This window comes from Planctomycetia bacterium, from assembly GCA_016795155.1.
GTDB lineage: Bacteria > Planctomycetota > Planctomycetia > Gemmatales > HRBIN36 > JAEUIE01.
In genome coordinates, this window is sequence record JAEUIE010000032.1 from 56,475 (window position 1) to 72,829 (window position 16,355).

Below are 16,355 nucleotides of genomic sequence, written 5' to 3' on the forward strand. Positions count from 1 at the left end.
CAAGCTGAGCCATTGTGTTCACGCCAAAAATAGGCAAGGTGGGCTAAGTTTGTGGGTCATATTATCCCCTGCCAAATATGTCCATATTTCAGTACATTTGATGCTTGAAGTCTATTTCATGAGAGATATACTAAAAGCCGTCTGGTAACCAATTTCTCACTCCTCTCTGTCAGAATCGCAGGTGAGTTATGGGTTTGACAGCCATGTTGGAATTGGATCTGATCGAAGAGTTGAAGTTACGCCGTTGGGCCAGGGAACATTATGTCCCCCGCGGCCAGCGAGAACGTAACTGGCATCCAGTTGTGCTGGATGAAATGGAAAAGAAGGATCGTGATTTGTCGCAGGGCATCATCAGCTATGCTTCGCTGGCATAAGCGATCAAGATGATCTACCAGCTTACTACGCCTGGATAATTCCAGGCGTTGTTTTTTAGTACCGATCTAATATCTGATTGGCTCTTCTGTCATCTGCCTATTTTCACCAGAATCGCAGTAGGAGTAGACAAAATCACTCACGAGGGGTATATCATTGCATGAATCCTGTGTTTCTTCCATAAAGATGCACAAGACTTCCCGTCAGGGAAAAATATCATGAAGGATGCAAGCTGAAGTGTTTGCCTCGCCTTGCAACCACTTTGAAACAGAGGAGTAAATTCATGGCCGACACGAACATCGAGTCGCGGGTCATTGAGATCGTCAGCGAACAGATGGGCGTCAGTAAAGACCAGGTCAAACGCGAAACCGAATTCCAGAAAGATCTCAACGCTGATTCACTCGACGTTGTCGAACTCGTCATGGAACTCGAAGAAGAGTTTGAAATCAACATTCCCGAAGATTCACAGGATAAAATCAAAACCGTGGGTGCTGCCATTGATTTCATCGAAGCAGAACTCAAAAAGAAACCTGAATAGTGGTGTTTGAATTGAAACTTCGGAGGCAGCGGAGCACAGGTGCTTCCGCTGCTTTTTTGTAATCTCTCCCGAGAGCGAATCATGTCACGACGACGCGTTGTCATCACTGGTTTAGGAACCATCAATCCACTGGGCCGATCTGTACCGGAATTCTGGGGCAATCTCCTGGAAGAAAAAAGCGGTATTCGTCCCTGGACTCTATTCGATGTCAAGGACTACAAGGTCAAGTTTGGTGGGGAAATCCATCAGTATCAGCCTAACCCGCAGTTGATTGACAAGCGTCTGCAGCGGCGTATGGATCGCTACTCACAGTTCGCCCTCGAAGCTGCATATGAAGCCATCGTCGATAGCGGATTGCCATTAAAGAAACTGGACGACAAGGAATCCGAACAAGCCTACCACATTGATGGCTACGAACCCTTCCGAATGGGTGTCATCATGGGTAGCGGTATCGGTGGCCTCAACGAGTATGAAGACCAGCATGAAATTCTGCTGACTAAAGGGCCTACGCGTGTCAGCCCGTTTGTCATTCCCAAGCTGATGGTCAATTCTGCTGCAGGGCAGATCAGCATCTATTTCGGCATGCGTGGCCAGAACTTCGCCATCGCTACAGCTTGTGCATCAGCAGCTAATGCAATGGGTAGTGCAATCCGTTCCATTCAGTATGATGATGCCGATCTGATTATCTCTGGTGGCAGTGAAGCAGCTATGACCCGCATGGGCTTATCAGGGTTTATTCAGTGCATGGCGCTCTCGAACAGAAATGATGCACCACAAAAAGCCTGCCGACCCTGGGACAAGGATCGCGATGGCTTTGTCATCGCAGAAGGCGCTGGCATGATCGTTCTGGAAGAGTACGAACATGCCAAGAAACGTGGCGCTCGCATCTATGCTGAGATTGCAGGGTACGGCGCTACTGGCGATGCCTTCAATATCACTGCACCATGTCCCGATGGCAGTGGGGCAGCCAAGGCAATCGAACTGGCATTGAAAGATGCCAAGTTGAATCCTACCGATGTCAATTACATCAACGCCCACGCCACCAGCACTCCCTTGGGCGACCTTGGAGAAACCTTGGCAATCAAAACAGTGTTGGGGCAACATGCCTACAAGGTTCCCGTCAATGCTACCAAGAGCATGACCGGCCATACGCTTGGCGCCAGTGGCGGCTTAGCTGCTATCGTTTGTGCCAAGTCAATCCAGACCGGCAAAATACATGGTACTATCAATCTGGATAGCCCCAGTGAAGGCTGCGATCTCGATTATGTTCCAAACCATGCCCGCGATCACAAGGTGAAGGTAGCAGTCCTGAACAGTTTCGGCTTCGGCGGACACAACGCCTGCCTGGTCATCAAGGCGGTTTAATCATGACAGCTACGATCGACTGGATGTACCGTAGAAATTTCTGCAGTACCTGTGAGAAAGCGGAAGATTTCCTGGAACAGCATGGCGTTCAGGTCAAGTCAACTACCGATGCCCGCAAAGAAAAGATGAATCAGGCTGCCTTGCTGGCATTAGCCAAATCGGTCGATGTTATTCTCACCGTGAAGGGCAAAAATATTCTTCGATTGGATTTGAGGAAAGACAAGCCAGACCTGAAAGCAATCCTGGCATCGATGCTGGGGCCAACAGGCAATCTGCGTGCTCCGACATTTCGAAAAGGCAAGACGCTGTTCGTGGGGTTTCAGCCTGAGGGGTATAGTGAAGTTTTGAAACTAACATGAATGTGGAATCTCAAGCTTCAATTCTTCCGTATAGAGCTTAGATGGTTTCTTGTGGTAGCTTTCTATAATATCAGCACATTCCAAAGGACACTCCATAGATGAACGCAGTGCTGCAGGAACGAATTGCTCAATTCCGAAAGATGGCTCAAGACGATCCAGAAAATGAATTGGGGCATTTCAGTCTGGGCAAGGCGCTCATGGAGGATCAGCAGTTTGTGGAAGCGGCCCAATCGTTTCAAAAAACAGTTGAGTTGAACCAACAGTTTTCGAAAGCCTACCAGTTACTCGGCCAATGCCTGATGCATGCAGGGAACCCCGTAGCAGCCGTTCAATATCTGACGCAAGGCTACTCGGTTGCTGATGAGCGAGGCGACAATATCCCCAAGCAGGAAATGGGCAACCTGTTAAAGAAACTCGGTGCAGAAATCCCCGCTTCCCAGCGACCAGCTACTTCTCAAGCAGTTGCAGGTGAAGGTGGGTTCGCCTGCCAAAGACCAGGCTGCATGGCGGGGCCAAGAGCGATGCAACTGCAAAGGCCACCGATGAGTGATGAACTGGGACAACAGGTTTACAACAATATCTGCGCAGCCTGCTGGCAGGACTGGCTCGGCATGGGCATTAAGGTTATAAACGAAATGCGGCTGGACCTGAGTGATGAAAAAGGCCAGCAGGTGTATGACCAGTATATGCGTGAATACCTGGGGCTGAGTTAGCAAGATTGTAGTCATCACGCTCCGTCGTGATGACGAGATGTGCAGATGCAGAACTCAATTCAGTTGATGGATCGAAGTCACTCTTTTACGGATCATCACGCGGAGCGTGATGACAACAAACTATGGGCTATCCCACACTGGCTGCCTGTGTCAGCGATCTCGAACGAACTAAGCAACTCGTTCGTATCGATCATGAAATTGATCCGAATCTGGAGATAGCGGCGATCCATCGTCGGGTCTACCATGCCGGAGGCCCGGCATTGCTCTTCACCAGAGTGAAGGGTTGTTCCTTTCCTATGCTCAGCAACCTCTTTGGAACATTGGAACGGAGCAGGTTCCTTTTTCGCGATACCATCGAAACGGTCAGAAAACTGGTTGAGCTGAAAATTGATCCCGCTAACTTCGCGAAAAAACCGTTTCGATACTGGAATGTACCGTTTGCAGCATTGAAGATGCTGCCAAAAAAAGCCTGGCGTTCACCGCTACTTGCACATCAGACAACAATCAGTCAGTTGCCTAAGTTAAAGTGCTGGCCTAACGATGGTGGCAGCTTTGTCACACTTCCCCTAGTCTATAGCGAAGACCCGAACCAGCCCGGCTGGAAGAAATCCAATCTGGGTATGTACCGCGTGCAACTCGATGGCAATGAGTACAAGAAGGATCAGGAAATCGGTCTGCACTACCAGATACATCGTGGTATTGGAGTCCATCATGCTGCTGCGATTGCCAAAGGCGAACCACTCAAAGTGAATATCCATATTGGTGGCCCGCCTGCATTGATGCTATCCGCGGTAATGCCGTTGCCTGAAGGTTTAAGCGAATTGACATTTGCCGGGGCACTGGGAGGTAGAAGGATTCGACTGGTGCAGGGCATCAATGGACTGCCTATGCTGGGTGATGCCGACTTTTGTATCAGTGGAGTTGTTGATCCCCATCGCACTTTGCCTGAAGGGCCGTTTGGAGATCATCTCGGCTACTATGCCAAGGTTCATGATTTCCCCGTGTTGCAGGTACAGCAGGTCTATCACAAACCTGGAGCTATCTGGCCATTTACCGTAGTAGGCAGGCCGCCTCAGGAAGATACGAGTTTCGGCGAGTTGATTCATGAAATAACCGGGCCGGTGATTCCATCGGTGTTGCCTGGTGTGAAGGCTGTACATGCGGTGGATGCATCAGGTGTTCATCCGCTGCTATTGGCGATAGGCAGTGAAAGATATGTGCCCTATGCCAGCCAGCGCAAGCCGCAGGAACTGCTCACCATTGCCAATGCCATTCTGGGACAGGGGCAGTTGTCGCTTGCCAAATATTTGTTCGTCGTGGCACAGGAAGACGATCACGAGTTGGACATTCACGATATTGGCAGATTTATGAAGCATGTGCTGGAACGTGTGGATTGGCGAAAGGACCTGCATTTCCAGACTTGCACCACGATTGATACCCTCGATTATTCTGGAACTGGCTTCAATGAAGGTTCCAAAGTAGTGATCGCAGCAGCAGGCCAGCCTCGGCGAAGTGTAGCTACTCAGATTCCCGATGGATTACGGCTGCCTGAAGGATTCAAGGAACCGAAAGTTTGTTTGCCAGGCATTCTGGCAGTGCAAGGGCCGAGATTTGCTGCTGAAGGGAAGCAGGCTGTAGATCGCTTTGTACAAACCTTTGGTTCAGATGCGATACAGGGCTTCCCCTTGATTTTGTTGGTGGACGACAGTGATTTTTGTTCACGGCACATCAATAACTGGATATGGGTCACCTTCACCCGTTCCAATCCTGCTGCAGATATTCATGGCATTGGCGCAACGACAGTCGACAAACACTGGGGCTGCACAGGTTCGCTCATCATTGATGGACGAATCAAACCACACCATGCGGAACCGCTGGAGGATGATCCAGCAGTTGTCAAGCGAATTGAAAGTCTGGCTGCAACACGTGGACCGCTGCATGGGTTGTATTAACTTAAATGTTTGCGCCTCGAATACCAGACAACTACGCACATCAATGCGATGAAGCAAGGCAATAAAATCAATCCTACAAGTATAGCAAATAATGTAATGTAGAAATGGTCTTGGGCTAAGTTCCAGTTCGTTTGCGAAAAAGGCACGTCATAGACAACATACCGCTTTCCAATGATGAATGAACTGATGTAGTAGATGCCGAATATGCTGAGGAGCGTTGAAGTCCAAAAAACGGTCCAACTGCTCCGCAGAATGCTGTAAAAGTTCCCTGCCAGAGTTATACCCTTTATCCAGTTACAACGCAGACAAAATAATACAAGCAAGGCGAAGACAGCAATTACGATGGAATGAGGTATCCTGTCGCTGTGAATTTGTTCTGCCGTCATCTTGTACTGAGTGGTGATAGCCATCGTATCGGCAGGCAATGAGTCGAAATGTGCTGTGTAAACATTGTTGTCTTTCTGGGTCGGCAAGGTACAGGCGAAATTCCAGCCAGCAGGAACGGTGACAGTCAAATCGAGGCCTTGAAACGCCTTCCATTCACGGGCGGGGGAAAGAATATAAGCAATCTGCCAATACCGTACTGGGTCAAGATGCTTGACACGAGAAAACGGCACACTGTCGTAACCTACAGCAAGGGTATGCCTTCCTTTGGCCAAGCTAACTGTAAAGACGATCCACTCGTTTTCCTTATAGCCATAAGGATCAAGATCTAGCAATTCTCCAGACGAAAAACCGGGTGTATAACCAGGAAATTTCCATCGTTTGGGAAGGTTGTCGTCTCGCATATGTTCGACAGTGTAAAAAAGTAATTTGTTATCCAGCATACACTTCACGGAATCAACCTGTTTGCTGCCCGTGATAAATACGAGTTTAACCGTTCTGGCTTCACCAGTTACTAGCAGTTCATAGATTGCTTCGACACGAATTGGTTTTTCTTGCATCAAAGGCTGCAAATCGAACGTCAACTTTTCACGGATGATGATAACATCGTGAACACCGTTTAATTCGCGGTTCAAGGTGCCTTTTCGATAAGATTCGATGTTGCCCTGCAGCTGTGTTTGCCACAGCAAGAACAAGGCAATGCATGAAAAGAGCCTTTGCTCGGAGCAACCTTTTGAAAAGGAAATGATCTACTACTTCGGACTCACCAATTCCCCGATCCTCTTTTCATGATTGAACCCAGCAGGAACCGGAAAATCATGATTCAGTTTCAATTCCTCAACCGTTGGGGTTGTCGATGAGACACCATCAACAGGTACCTCCAGCTTGGAAATCCACGCCAGTGCATTGAGCACCAGTTTGCGATTGTTGTCATCGGCCCAGGTCCAGTGGAAGTGTCCGCCCGTGAAGCCGAAGCCTCTGCCACCATCAGGCCGTTCTTTCGCCCACACGACAGTCTGCTTTTCCCCACGCTTGACTGCTTCTCGAACTGCCGGGTTGCCACTATGCGGGCCATCAGGTCGCTTCAGAGTATCATCGGGAGGCAAGGCTGCCAGGATTGAAGTAACTCCCTCCATCTTCTCCGGGAATCGCATGTGATAATACCATTCATCTTGCGTGTAGTAATCCTTCACGCCCCGAGTAATGGGATGTGCCTTGGCTAATTCAACATTACGCAATCGCCAGTGCGGGTTTACCGACCAGTGCATTTCAAAATAACCGCCAATCCAGTCGAGGAATTCTGAACCGGAAACTTCCTTGGGAACTTCCACGGCGTAGTGCATCATGCCGATGCCGACACCTTTTTTCGCCAGGCCATCCAGAAACTTCAAATGAGGATTTGCTGGATGCCCTTTGCCTCCATCGCTGTAAATACAGATGGCATCCGCATCGTTCAGCACATTGGAATCCTTCGGCCAGCCATCGAAAATAATGGAGGTTTCCAATTGGCCGGGGAATGCTTCATCCAGCCGCTTCTTGAGCAGGATGCAGCCGGCACGGAAAGAATGCTCGCCATAGCCATGACTTTTCTTACCAGCGATGAGATACAGTTTTTTGGCTTTGGAGATTCCCAGAGTTGTTGCTGGAGTGGGCTGGCACCAGGAGTAACTGCCCACAGCTATCACGATGAAAAACGATGCGAACTGCCACATGTTGGCGATCCTTAAAGCGATAATTCAGGTTGATTAAGATTATCCAACTGGTTTGGTATTGCAAGCAATTAACCATCAGCATCATTCAGGAACCAGCATACTGCCCGTCATGGGGATCGTCAGCATTTTTACTTCAGGATGGTCGAGTTTCAGCTGAATGTGCCCCAGGTCAAACCCATAATTGCAGAGTTTCTTCCATTCATTGGGCGAAAAGCGTTGCTTGAGCAGTGCAGCATCCTGGATCAGACTGAGTTCTATTTTCCAGGTTTTGTCATTTACTTTGGTGACTTTGCCTTGGAACAACTTGGGTGAAATATCAATCAATTCACAGGAACGGGCTTCTCCAAAACGCACGGTCAATTGGATGGGGGCAACTCGATATCCATGCAGCACGGAAAGCCTGGGTGGCAAAGAAATCTTCTCTGCGCTGAGACTGATGGATGAAGTATCGTATATTCCAGTGGTAGGTATCAACAACGGTTTGTCGCGCAGACTGGTGAGGACTACTAATTCCTGCTGAAACTCACCATGTGATAGTGCTTTGGTTGGCTTCACCGTGATGCGATAACCGCCTTTGGCTTTCAAATCCTGCAGACGCTCTGCAGGCAGTGGTGTTATCGAAACAACTTCCAGCCCAGGTGATTGAAACTTCACTTCACTTGTTTTGAAGTTATCTTTTCTGGAAAAAACCTCAGCAACCAGTTGAACCGCTTCCTTATCAAGATCACCGAGTGATAACTTGCCCCAGGCAAATGGGCCACGCGGGAATGCAACCATCAGAAGTGGATCGAGCGTACCTGTTGCCTCCAACCGCAACTGATTTTTATTGTCAGAATCACCAATCTCGGCCCAGATTCGAAAAGTACTGGATTCCAATACTTCCGTTCGTGGCGTCCACAAAAGCGTGACCGTGCATTCCTGCTGCGGTTCAAGCACACTCGGAGAAATATTCACCGAAGCACAGGTGCAACTCTTGTTCTTCAGTTCCAAAGTAATTGCTTTAGCCAGGTTGTTTTTGAGTTTGAATGAACAGGTTTTCTCTTCGCCGAAATCTGTACTGCCCAGGTTGCCATCGCCTGCAACCAATTCCAGTGGTAATGCCATTGACTTGGCAGGTGATCCAGTCTGACTACTGGCTGGTGCTGTGGGTGCATTGGTGTTTGTTCGTTGACAACCAGCTACTGCGATCAGTAGTGTCAGAAGGCACAGGTTGAATGATTGAAGTGTCACGTCAGCATCCCTGCAAAACAAGCTTATCTCCAGTTTATCCAAGGCGGAGTATCGGTCAACGCAACACTCGATGCTGCAATCGCAATCGTGATAAGCTGTGCACCAGTTTTTCTGCATGTGAACCATCGGTTGACAAACTCAACCAGTGAACGCGATATCTGGCGATGTCCTGTGATGCAGCACCGATCTCGGTATGTGCGGAATCAAGATACATGGTGCGGCCAGTTTCAGCATCGGTCAAATGCAGCACAGCAGCACCGGGCAGGTTTTCTTCCAGTTTGTCGCGAATGCACATGGCATATACGTCATGACGATGCGCTAGCCGATCCATGGCATTTTGCCAGTTCTGATCAAGAAAATCACTCAGGACAACAATGGCCGAGCGACGTTGACTGACCCGCGCAGCAAACTGCAGGGCTTTGCCGATATCGGTTTCCGATTGTTCCGGCTGCTGATAGAGTGCCTGGTAAATAAGCTTGCACGCATGTCGCATTCCCCGTCTGGGTGCGAGATACGATTCGATCTGTGATGTGAAAGTAACCAATCCCATGCTGTCGCCATAGCGAAGGCCTGCCAGTGCAAGTAGTGCCATCAATTCTGCAGCAATGTCGTGTTTGACCAACCGCCCCATGCCGGTGGTCAGGCTGGCGCTTAGATCGAGCACGAAAAGAATTCTCAATTCACGTTCTTCAATAAACCGTTTAACGAATGGCTGTCCCATGCGTGCCGTAACATTCCAGTCGATAGCACGCACATCGTCACCAGGCTGATAGTGCCTGACTTCATCGAACGTCAGGCCTGAACCCTTGAAAATACTGGGAAGTGAGCCAGATTGCAGGGTAGCAACCGCTTTTTTGACAATCAGACGCAAATGCCGCAGTGGAGCTAATCTGTTTTTTGGGGGCATCTGCAAGCTTTCTCTTTTGCATGATGACTTCAAAAGCTATAGTAGAGCAGGTTAGAAAATGAACCAGCCGGGAATTTCAGCATGGCAATGGGCGCCCAGGTATCCAAGCAAATGACCATGAAACAGCCTCTCTTCGCCGACAATGCGGCAGCGGGGCTTACCACATCACTGCAGACGGATAATCCTTTTACACCAGGTCACTGGTCGCAAAACATCATTATTCGAATCGTGATCGGGCTTGGTGTGACAGCAGGTATTACCATTCTGCTGATGAGACTGACGGATCTGGCCATGTTCTGGATGGGGCCGAATGAAAAATTCTGGAACACGGTGGCGGGCTTCGTTACCTGGCAGACCATTCAGGTCATTGCTGTTTTCTTTGGCAGTATGCTTGCGGTTGCCGGGCGAAATGAAATGGTCATACTTGGATTGCTGATCGGCATGGTCGTCGGGTTTACTACGCTTATACTCTTCCCCACGAATCCGAACATTTCATCTACACTTTATTTTGCCATGCCTGCATGGTTTGCTGTCAGCAGTACTATTGGCGCCATTATTGGCGAGTCGATCTGGCATCCATTGCAGCGCAAACAGACTCGTTCAACTTCGATTTCCAAACTGACACAGGAACATGCTGATATGAGCGTCATGCAGGCGGTGCGCATGGCCATTGTCAACATGATTCTTGCCAGCATACGCTGGATCAAGGTGATTTTTGCCAGTGCGTGCATTGTTGCCACGCTCTGGTTTGCTCAGTCGCTCGTGAACTGGATAATTTCCAAATTCGGTCTGCAGGACTGGGTGCAGGAAGTTGGTCTGCAGAAATCCTGGGTAGTCACCATGTTGAAGATACTGGTTGTGGTGCTGGCTGCATCCTTTGCTGGCGCATCCACGATGCATGGAATCGCGCATGGCTTCTGGGTAGGAGTTATCAGTGGTGTAGCCAATTTGCTGCTTCATGTATTTATCCCCAGGAGCGAGGTATTGCCGACGGACCAGATACTCTGGGAAATTGGCTGGGTATTTGCAGTATCAATTGCAGCCGGAGGGTTTGGTGCTCATGTGATTCCTCCTATGATAGTCCTTGCGCAACGGCGCAGACCCGCCTCGCTCCGCTAGTTGTCCAGGCTGCCCATGCACCGAGAGATTCGTTCCATCGAAGAACCGTTTGCGATGGAATCGCAAGCACTGTTGTATCTCACAACAGGCTGTATCGGTTTGCTTGTTGGCTTCGATATCTGGCCAACCGTAGCCAATTGGCTCAACCAGCTATTCGAAATATCGCTTCCAACCGGTTCCAGTTCAATGACGGTAGGAACTTATACCGTTCGCTGGGCCATGCTGGCTGCCATTCTTGGTGGTACGCGTGTTCTGTACACATCGCTGGAAAGTCTGCTGGCTGGTCGTTTAGGGGCAGATTTGGCGCTGGCCCTTGCAGTCCTGGCTGCACTGCTACTTAATCAACCTTTGGTTGCTGCGGAAGTCATTTTGATCGGGCTGATCGGCGAGTGTCTGGAAGCTTACACTTTCGGAAAAACGCAACAAGCAGTGAGAAAACTGGTCGATACCTTTCCAAAAATGTGTCTGGTCATCCGTGACGGCCAGCAGGTCATGGTGCCTCTGGATGAAGTACTTGTCGGAAATCATGTTGCTGTACTTCCTGGCAAACGTATTCCAGTCGATGGCATTATTCTGGAAGGAAACTCCAGCGTTGATCAAAGCAACCTGACAGGGGAGAGCGTACCAGTTGAGAAAAAGCCAGGCGATGAAGTGCTGGCTGGCACAGTCAATCAATTTGGTTCCCTGACTCTCGAAGTGAAGAGAGTGAATCAGCAAACTGTGATGGGGCAGGTCATCACCATGACTGCAACTGCCTTGCGTAGTAAAGGAAAAGGTGAAAGAACTGCAGACCAGTTAGCCCGCTATTTTCTGCCTGTGGTCTTGCTGATCGCAGTGTTGACATTACTTGCTAACTGGTGGTGGTTCAGGAGTTCTGGAGCAGCGTTGTATCAAGCGGTTGCTCCAGCCCTGGCAGTCCTCGTCGTTGCCTGCCCGTGTGCACTCATCCTGGCAACGCCTGCAGCAACGATGGCAGCGCTGGCCCGCCTGGCCAAAACCGGTGTGCTGGTTAAACGTGGTGCTGCACTGGAAAAACTGTCACAGGTTAAACGCATAGTCTTTGATAAGACTGGTACGCTCACTTCCGCTCAACTTTCTCTGGGTGCCGTGAAGCCGCTATTACCGGGTTTGTCAGAGTCTGAATTGCTTCGGTGGGTTGCCAGTGCAGAAAATCAAAGTGAACATCCGCTGGCGAAAGCCATTCTGCAGGCTGCGAAAGAAAGACGACTAGAACTGCTGCCCATATCCGATTATTTCGCCCGTCCAGGTTATGGATTAACGGCTGTCTCAGAAGGGCAGCGCTTGCTCGTCGGTTCGCCCAAATTGATGCAGGAAGAAGGTATCAACTGGACAGCAGAAGCGGATCAGACGCTGGATGAGTTGGATCGGCAGGGGCAAACCATTTTGTGCTTTGCTCGTAATAACGAACTGCAAGGTTTGCTGGGTGTATGGGATACCATTCGACCAGAGGCAGCTTCCGTAGTCGAAGAACTCAGACAGTCTGGTCTTGAGGTTGCTTTACTGTCGGGTGATCGACAACAGGTTGTCAATCAGGTAGCGCAGTCAGTTGGTATTCAGGAAGCATATGGAGATTGCCTGCCGCAGCAGAAAGCAACCCGGCTGGCAGAATGGAAACGAGATCAGGCGATTGCGATGGTTGGCGATGGCGTCAACGATGCTCCAGCATTAGCTCTTGCCGATGTCGGATTAGCATTGAGTCAGCCAACACAAAGATTGGGTTCAGATATTGCAGCGGAAACAGGTGACATCGTTCTGCTTGGCGATCCACTTCGCTCGCTGCCACTCTTGATACGATTGTCACGGAAGATGGTGAGTATCATCCGGCAAAATATCATCTGGTTTGCGTTCGGTGTCAATGTCGTCGGAATTGCTCTGGTAGCCTGGCTCATGCCTGCCTGGTCGGAGGAAGGGAGGCAGCAATCTCCATTGTGGGCCGCTATTTATCATCAGATCGGGTCGCTTCTTGTCTTATTGAATGCCATGAGGCTGTTGTGGTTTGAACGTGAAAGCTCGCCGGTTCTGAAGCAATTACTATCATATTCCAATTGGCTTGATCAAAAAATCGAGGCTTGGAATCTGCACGAGTTTAGCCATTGGGTGATCGAGCGCCGAAAAGCTTGCTTTTGGTGTATGATCTGTCTAGCACTCGCAATTTACGCCACGACCAGCCTGGTAATGGTCACTCCTGAAAAAATTGGAGTTGTCAAACGTTGTGGAAAAATACAGCAGGAATTACTTCAGCCTGGGCTGCATCTGAAGCTTCCCTGGCCATTCGATCAGGTCACTCAACTGGAACGTGACCTCATACGTCGAGTCGAAATCGGTTTCAGACGCAATGCGTCTACTTCAGACAGCCAGACATGGTCGAGCACACATAAAGACAACGTGTTGCTGGACCAGGATGAAGCGTTGCTGATGACTGCGGAAGGTAATCTGATTGAAGTGCAGGCAACGGTACTGTACACGGTTTCTGATCCTGTTCGATATTTGCTCGGAACCAGTGATGTTGAACAGGTCATTCGAGCTCAGGCTGAGCATGCATTGAGAGAAGTTGCAGCTCAGCGTCTTTTCGAACCATTGATTGCTTCAGGAAGAGGTCGTTTCCAGCAGGATGCTCTTGCTCGATTGTTAGACCGAACCAAGGCCCTGACGCCTTATCTTGGAATACAAATCAGTGCATTGGCTGTGGAGGATATGCATCCTCCACAAAAAGTGGTGAAGGATTATTACGAAGTAACCCGAGCTTTGGCGGCTCGGACTCGTATTGTCACCGAAGCTCGCATTGAACAGGAGAAAAGCAAATCGAAGGAAACGGTTAATGCCCTGCGCGTGGAGGCTGAATCGCAGGCAGAAGCTCAGGCACGTATTTCGAAGGCGAGTGCTGAACGCGATGTATTTCTGATGCTGCTGTTTCTTCAGCAATATCAATGGAACGGCTTAATCATTCCAACTTTTGGAATTATGCAGCCTGCCTTGATATTCCCTGTTCTGCCTGCAAAGGATGTTGAATGGTTGATAAGACTTACCCAGCATCGAATGACCATTGAAGCAGGCGAAGTACTGCTGGGGCAACGCCCCAAAATCCTGCGAGACCCTTCGATTAAAGGAAGTCTGCAACTCATACCTGAAGCCTTGAAAATGAGGTTGCCTTCTCTGATGGATCGCGAGAGAACCCCACCTAATCCGGAGATGCCATGAAACGGTGGATTTGGTTGATATTGTTTCTGCTTATTGGCCTTCTAGGATTGCGCAGCGCCGTATTGTTTGTGGATGCTGCAGAATATGTATATGTCACCCAGTTTGGCAAACTGGTTAATACATATGATGGTGAGAATGAAGCAGGATTGCAGTTCAAATGGCCTTGGCCAATACAAAGCGCCCTGAGGTTGGATCGACGATTGCAGATTTTCGATATCCCCACGCAGGAATTCCTGATTCGAGATCGAGATACATCGGGCCAGGATAAGCCGCTCCCTTTAACCTTTGATGTTTTTGTCTGTTGGCGTATCGGCTCGCCAAGCCGACAGAATGATGCCGAGGCTGCGGATCGATTTGTCAGAAGTTTTGGAAGCATTATGAGGGCACAACAATACCTGAGGACCCAGATTGTCAGCCGACTGAAGGCAGAATTAGGTGGTATCTTTCTGCACGATCTCATCAATACCGAAGTAGAAAAACTGCAGATCACCAAATTGATGAATCGCGTCAGGTCTCAGCCTGGAAATACTGGCGAGATGAGCGAAAGCCTTGAGCAACAGGCCAACAAGGTTGGCATTCATCTGATGGACATCAAACTGCGAAGGTTCAATCATCCTTTGATGGTGCGAGATGACATTTACTCCAAAATTCGTGAAGAGCGTCGCCGCGAAGCGGAAATGTATCGCAACCAGGGAAATGAGCAGGCCGCACGATTGCGGGCAGAAGGGGATCTCGAAGCTCGTCGGATTCGTTCAGAAGCCGATGCCGCCAGAGTAAGGCTTGAAGGCCAGGCTGAAGCTGAATCAGTCAGACTCTTGAATCAGGCAGCGATGGCTCATCCAGAACTTTATGGCATCGTCAGATTGCTGAAAGGGTCTCAGAAAATGTTTGCTGATGACAAAACGCAACTTATTTTATCGCTTGACCATCCACTACTATCGATTTTCAAAAGCATTCCCCAGTTATCGACGAAACCAGAATCATTGGGGAACAAGAAATGAAGCGGCAAATTTCATGGCTATTGCTCCTGCTGCTCTTGACCTATGCAGCATCTGGGATTTATCAGGTTGCTCCAGGTGAATATGCCGTCGTGCGTCGATGCGGTCAGATACAGAAAGAGCAACGTGGGCCTGGATTGCATTGGGGTTTGCCCTGGGGATTTGATCAGGTCGAACGCGTTGCTGTGGATGAACAAAGGCAGCTTGTCCTGGGTTTTCAGGAAGATGCAGGTCCCGATGACAGTTTAGCCCCTTTGACACAGGCTACACCCACCGGGCAGGCCCTCACAGGTGATAATCAGATAGTTAATGTTCGGATCAGCGTTCATTATCACATCGACATAGATAATCTCGCTCGATTTGTTTTAATCAAGGAACAGTTGGAAGAATCGCTGACAAAGATTGCTGAAGCAAGCCTGACGGAATCGCTGGCAAGTGAAAAGATCGATCATGTGCTCATAGGCAGGTCGATCGGCCTCGAAAATCACTTGCGAAAGTTGATGATGACAAAGGTGAATCAATACCAGCTTGGATTGCTGATAGATAACGTCAATCTGGTCTATGCACGGCCTCCGAACGAACTCATAGAAGTATTTCATGACGTGAATCGAGCCAGATCGCAACGTGACATCGTTATGACCGAAGCACAATCGAAAAGGAACGCCGAAATCTCAGTGGCCAGGCAGGATGCTGATCGAGTGTCAGCAATTGCTCGATCCAATGCCCATGCGAGATTGTCACAAGCCAGATCGGAAGCGGATGCATTTCAAATGTTATTGAAGACATTTCCCAGGCAACATCAGGCGGCATCGTCGGCATTACTCCAGATGTACCTGAATGAAATGCAGCAGATATTAAGCAAAATGCAGGTTCGTACCCTGACCGATCAGGGAGTTGAGCAGGTCGTCATTGTGCCATTGCCAGCCCGCTGAAAATGTCTGAGCGTTAATGAGCATGCTTAACTTTCAATCCCAATTGATTCTGATACTTTTAAAGTTCAAACATTTCATTACTGCTGACAGTTGTTTACAATATGTAAATGAATTGGATCAAGTCACTTTTCACGCTCTGGATAAGCTTGTGCGCTTTGACAGCAGTCTTGTCGCGACAACCACCTCGTGAAGAAAAGCAGAATGCAGTTCGTCGTTCTGGCAGCCTTCAACAGGATGTGCCGCTAGACAAATTACCTGTTCCAACGAACGGGATGATTGTTGTCACACCTGATTTGAAAAGAGCACTTGATGCTCTGGGAGCAGGCAGTGTTGTATTGTCCGCTGAAAGATACAAGGAATTGATGTCGCGCCTAGATTCAGCAAAATCCGGAATGCAGCCACAGGAGATTCTGTTTTCCAGATGCAGCATTGTTGGTGAAGTCAGTATTAAAAGTGGTAGAGAATTGGCTGATCTGACTTTTGACCTTGAATTTCGCACGGATAGCCCTGACACCATCGTCGCGCTTCCTTTCAAAGGACTGAGATTAAGCGCAG

General features: G+C 49.1%; 14 protein-coding genes. 10 read left to right on the forward strand and 4 right to left on the reverse strand.

Annotated features, from left to right (window positions below; all coding sequences use genetic code 11):
* Window positions 1-188: 188 nt before the first annotated feature.
* The 6 genes from JNJ77_12565 to JNJ77_12590 all read left to right on the forward strand — a co-directional run bounded on the left by JNJ77_12565 (window position 189) and on the right by JNJ77_12590 (window position 5,299).
* A complete protein-coding gene (locus JNJ77_12565) occupies window positions 189-374 on the forward strand; it encodes a hypothetical protein (GenBank protein ID MBL8823416.1) in 186 nt (61 codons plus the stop codon).
* A gap of 281 nt (window positions 375-655) precedes the next feature.
* Window positions 656-910, forward strand: a complete 255-nt coding sequence (gene acpP, locus JNJ77_12570; GenBank protein MBL8823417.1) for an acyl carrier protein — start codon at window positions 656-658, stop codon at window positions 908-910.
* Between the two features lie 81 nt (window positions 911-991).
* Complete coding sequence (gene fabF, locus JNJ77_12575) at window positions 992-2,275, forward strand: beta-ketoacyl-ACP synthase II (GenBank protein ID MBL8823418.1); 1,284 nt, start codon at window positions 992-994, stop codon at window positions 2,273-2,275.
* A 2-nt stretch (window positions 2,276-2,277) separates the two neighbouring features.
* On the forward strand, window positions 2,278-2,634 hold the full coding sequence (locus JNJ77_12580; protein MBL8823419.1) for a hypothetical protein: 357 nt from the start codon (window positions 2,278-2,280) through the stop codon (window positions 2,632-2,634).
* Between the two features lie 107 nt (window positions 2,635-2,741).
* Window positions 2,742-3,347 carry a Fe(2+)-trafficking protein gene (locus JNJ77_12585; GenBank protein MBL8823420.1) on the forward strand — a complete coding sequence of 202 codons (606 nt, stop codon included), beginning with the start codon at window positions 2,742-2,744 and terminating at the stop codon, window positions 3,345-3,347.
* 122 nt (window positions 3,348-3,469) lie between these two features.
* On the forward strand, window positions 3,470-5,299 hold the full coding sequence (locus JNJ77_12590; GenBank protein MBL8823421.1) for a UbiD family decarboxylase: 1,830 nt from the start codon (window positions 3,470-3,472) through the stop codon (window positions 5,297-5,299).
* Here the strand turns inward: JNJ77_12590 and JNJ77_12595 are convergent.
* From JNJ77_12595 to JNJ77_12610, 4 genes are all read right to left on the reverse strand, one after another.
* Complete coding sequence (locus JNJ77_12595; GenBank protein ID MBL8823422.1) at window positions 5,296-6,378, reverse strand: hypothetical protein; 1,083 nt, start codon at window positions 6,376-6,378, stop codon at window positions 5,296-5,298. The two genes, JNJ77_12590 and JNJ77_12595, sit on opposite strands and share 4 nt — an antisense overlap.
* 57 nt (window positions 6,379-6,435) lie before the next feature.
* A complete protein-coding gene (locus JNJ77_12600; protein MBL8823423.1) occupies window positions 6,436-7,395 on the reverse strand; it encodes a ThuA domain-containing protein in 960 nt (319 codons plus the stop codon).
* 81 nt (window positions 7,396-7,476) lie between these two features.
* Window positions 7,477-8,625, reverse strand: a complete 1,149-nt coding sequence (locus JNJ77_12605) for a DUF1573 domain-containing protein (GenBank protein MBL8823424.1) — start codon at window positions 8,623-8,625, stop codon at window positions 7,477-7,479.
* A 55-nt stretch (window positions 8,626-8,680) separates the two neighbouring features.
* A complete protein-coding gene (locus tag JNJ77_12610) occupies window positions 8,681-9,532 on the reverse strand; it encodes a DUF58 domain-containing protein (protein MBL8823425.1) in 852 nt (283 codons plus the stop codon).
* A gap of 81 nt (window positions 9,533-9,613) precedes the next feature.
* Between JNJ77_12610 and JNJ77_12615 the strand changes: the two genes are divergently transcribed.
* From JNJ77_12615 to JNJ77_12630, 4 genes are read left to right on the forward strand one after another with little or no spacing between them, the layout of a single operon-like run.
* Window positions 9,614-10,651: a hypothetical protein gene (locus tag JNJ77_12615; GenBank protein MBL8823426.1), complete on the forward strand. Its 1,038-nt coding sequence runs from the start codon at window positions 9,614-9,616 to the stop codon at window positions 10,649-10,651.
* A 15-nt stretch (window positions 10,652-10,666) separates the two neighbouring features.
* The gene (locus JNJ77_12620; protein ID MBL8823427.1) at window positions 10,667-13,870 is read left to right on the forward strand and encodes a heavy metal translocating P-type ATPase; all 3,204 of its coding nucleotides are present in this window, start codon (window positions 10,667-10,669) and stop codon (window positions 13,868-13,870) included.
* The gene (locus JNJ77_12625; GenBank protein MBL8823428.1) at window positions 13,867-14,871 is read left to right on the forward strand and encodes a hypothetical protein; all 1,005 of its coding nucleotides are present in this window, start codon (window positions 13,867-13,869) and stop codon (window positions 14,869-14,871) included. The genes JNJ77_12620 and JNJ77_12625 overlap by 4 nt, the downstream gene beginning before the upstream one ends.
* On the forward strand, window positions 14,868-15,800 hold the full coding sequence (locus tag JNJ77_12630) for a protease modulator HflK (GenBank protein ID MBL8823429.1): 933 nt from the start codon (window positions 14,868-14,870) through the stop codon (window positions 15,798-15,800). The genes JNJ77_12625 and JNJ77_12630 overlap by 4 nt, the downstream gene beginning before the upstream one ends.
* Window positions 15,801-16,355 lie beyond the last annotated feature (555 nt).

What these genes read in the sequence shown, in the direction of transcription:
- JNJ77_12580 (MBL8823419.1), top strand. Translation starts at nt 2,278, where the DNA reads ATGACAGCTACGATCGACTGGATGTACCGTAGAAATTTCTGCAGTACC.
- JNJ77_12610 (MBL8823425.1), bottom strand. Translation starts at nt 9,532, where the DNA reads ATGCCCCCAAAAAACAGATTAGCTCCACTGCGGCATTTGCGTCTGATT.
- JNJ77_12590 (MBL8823421.1), top strand. Translation starts at nt 3,470, where the DNA reads ATGGGCTATCCCACACTGGCTGCCTGTGTCAGCGATCTCGAACGAACT.
- fabF (MBL8823418.1), top strand. Translation starts at nt 992, where the DNA reads ATGTCACGACGACGCGTTGTCATCACTGGTTTAGGAACCATCAATCCA.
- JNJ77_12625 (MBL8823428.1), top strand. Translation starts at nt 13,867, where the DNA reads ATGAAACGGTGGATTTGGTTGATATTGTTTCTGCTTATTGGCCTTCTA.
- JNJ77_12600 (MBL8823423.1), bottom strand. Translation starts at nt 7,395, where the DNA reads ATGTGGCAGTTCGCATCGTTTTTCATCGTGATAGCTGTGGGCAGTTAC.
- JNJ77_12565 (MBL8823416.1), top strand. Translation starts at nt 189, where the DNA reads ATGGGTTTGACAGCCATGTTGGAATTGGATCTGATCGAAGAGTTGAAG.
- acpP (MBL8823417.1), top strand. Translation starts at nt 656, where the DNA reads ATGGCCGACACGAACATCGAGTCGCGGGTCATTGAGATCGTCAGCGAA.
- JNJ77_12615 (MBL8823426.1), top strand. Translation starts at nt 9,614, where the DNA reads ATGGCAATGGGCGCCCAGGTATCCAAGCAAATGACCATGAAACAGCCT.
- JNJ77_12630 (MBL8823429.1), top strand. Translation starts at nt 14,868, where the DNA reads ATGAAGCGGCAAATTTCATGGCTATTGCTCCTGCTGCTCTTGACCTAT.
- JNJ77_12620 (MBL8823427.1), top strand. Translation starts at nt 10,667, where the DNA reads ATGCACCGAGAGATTCGTTCCATCGAAGAACCGTTTGCGATGGAATCG.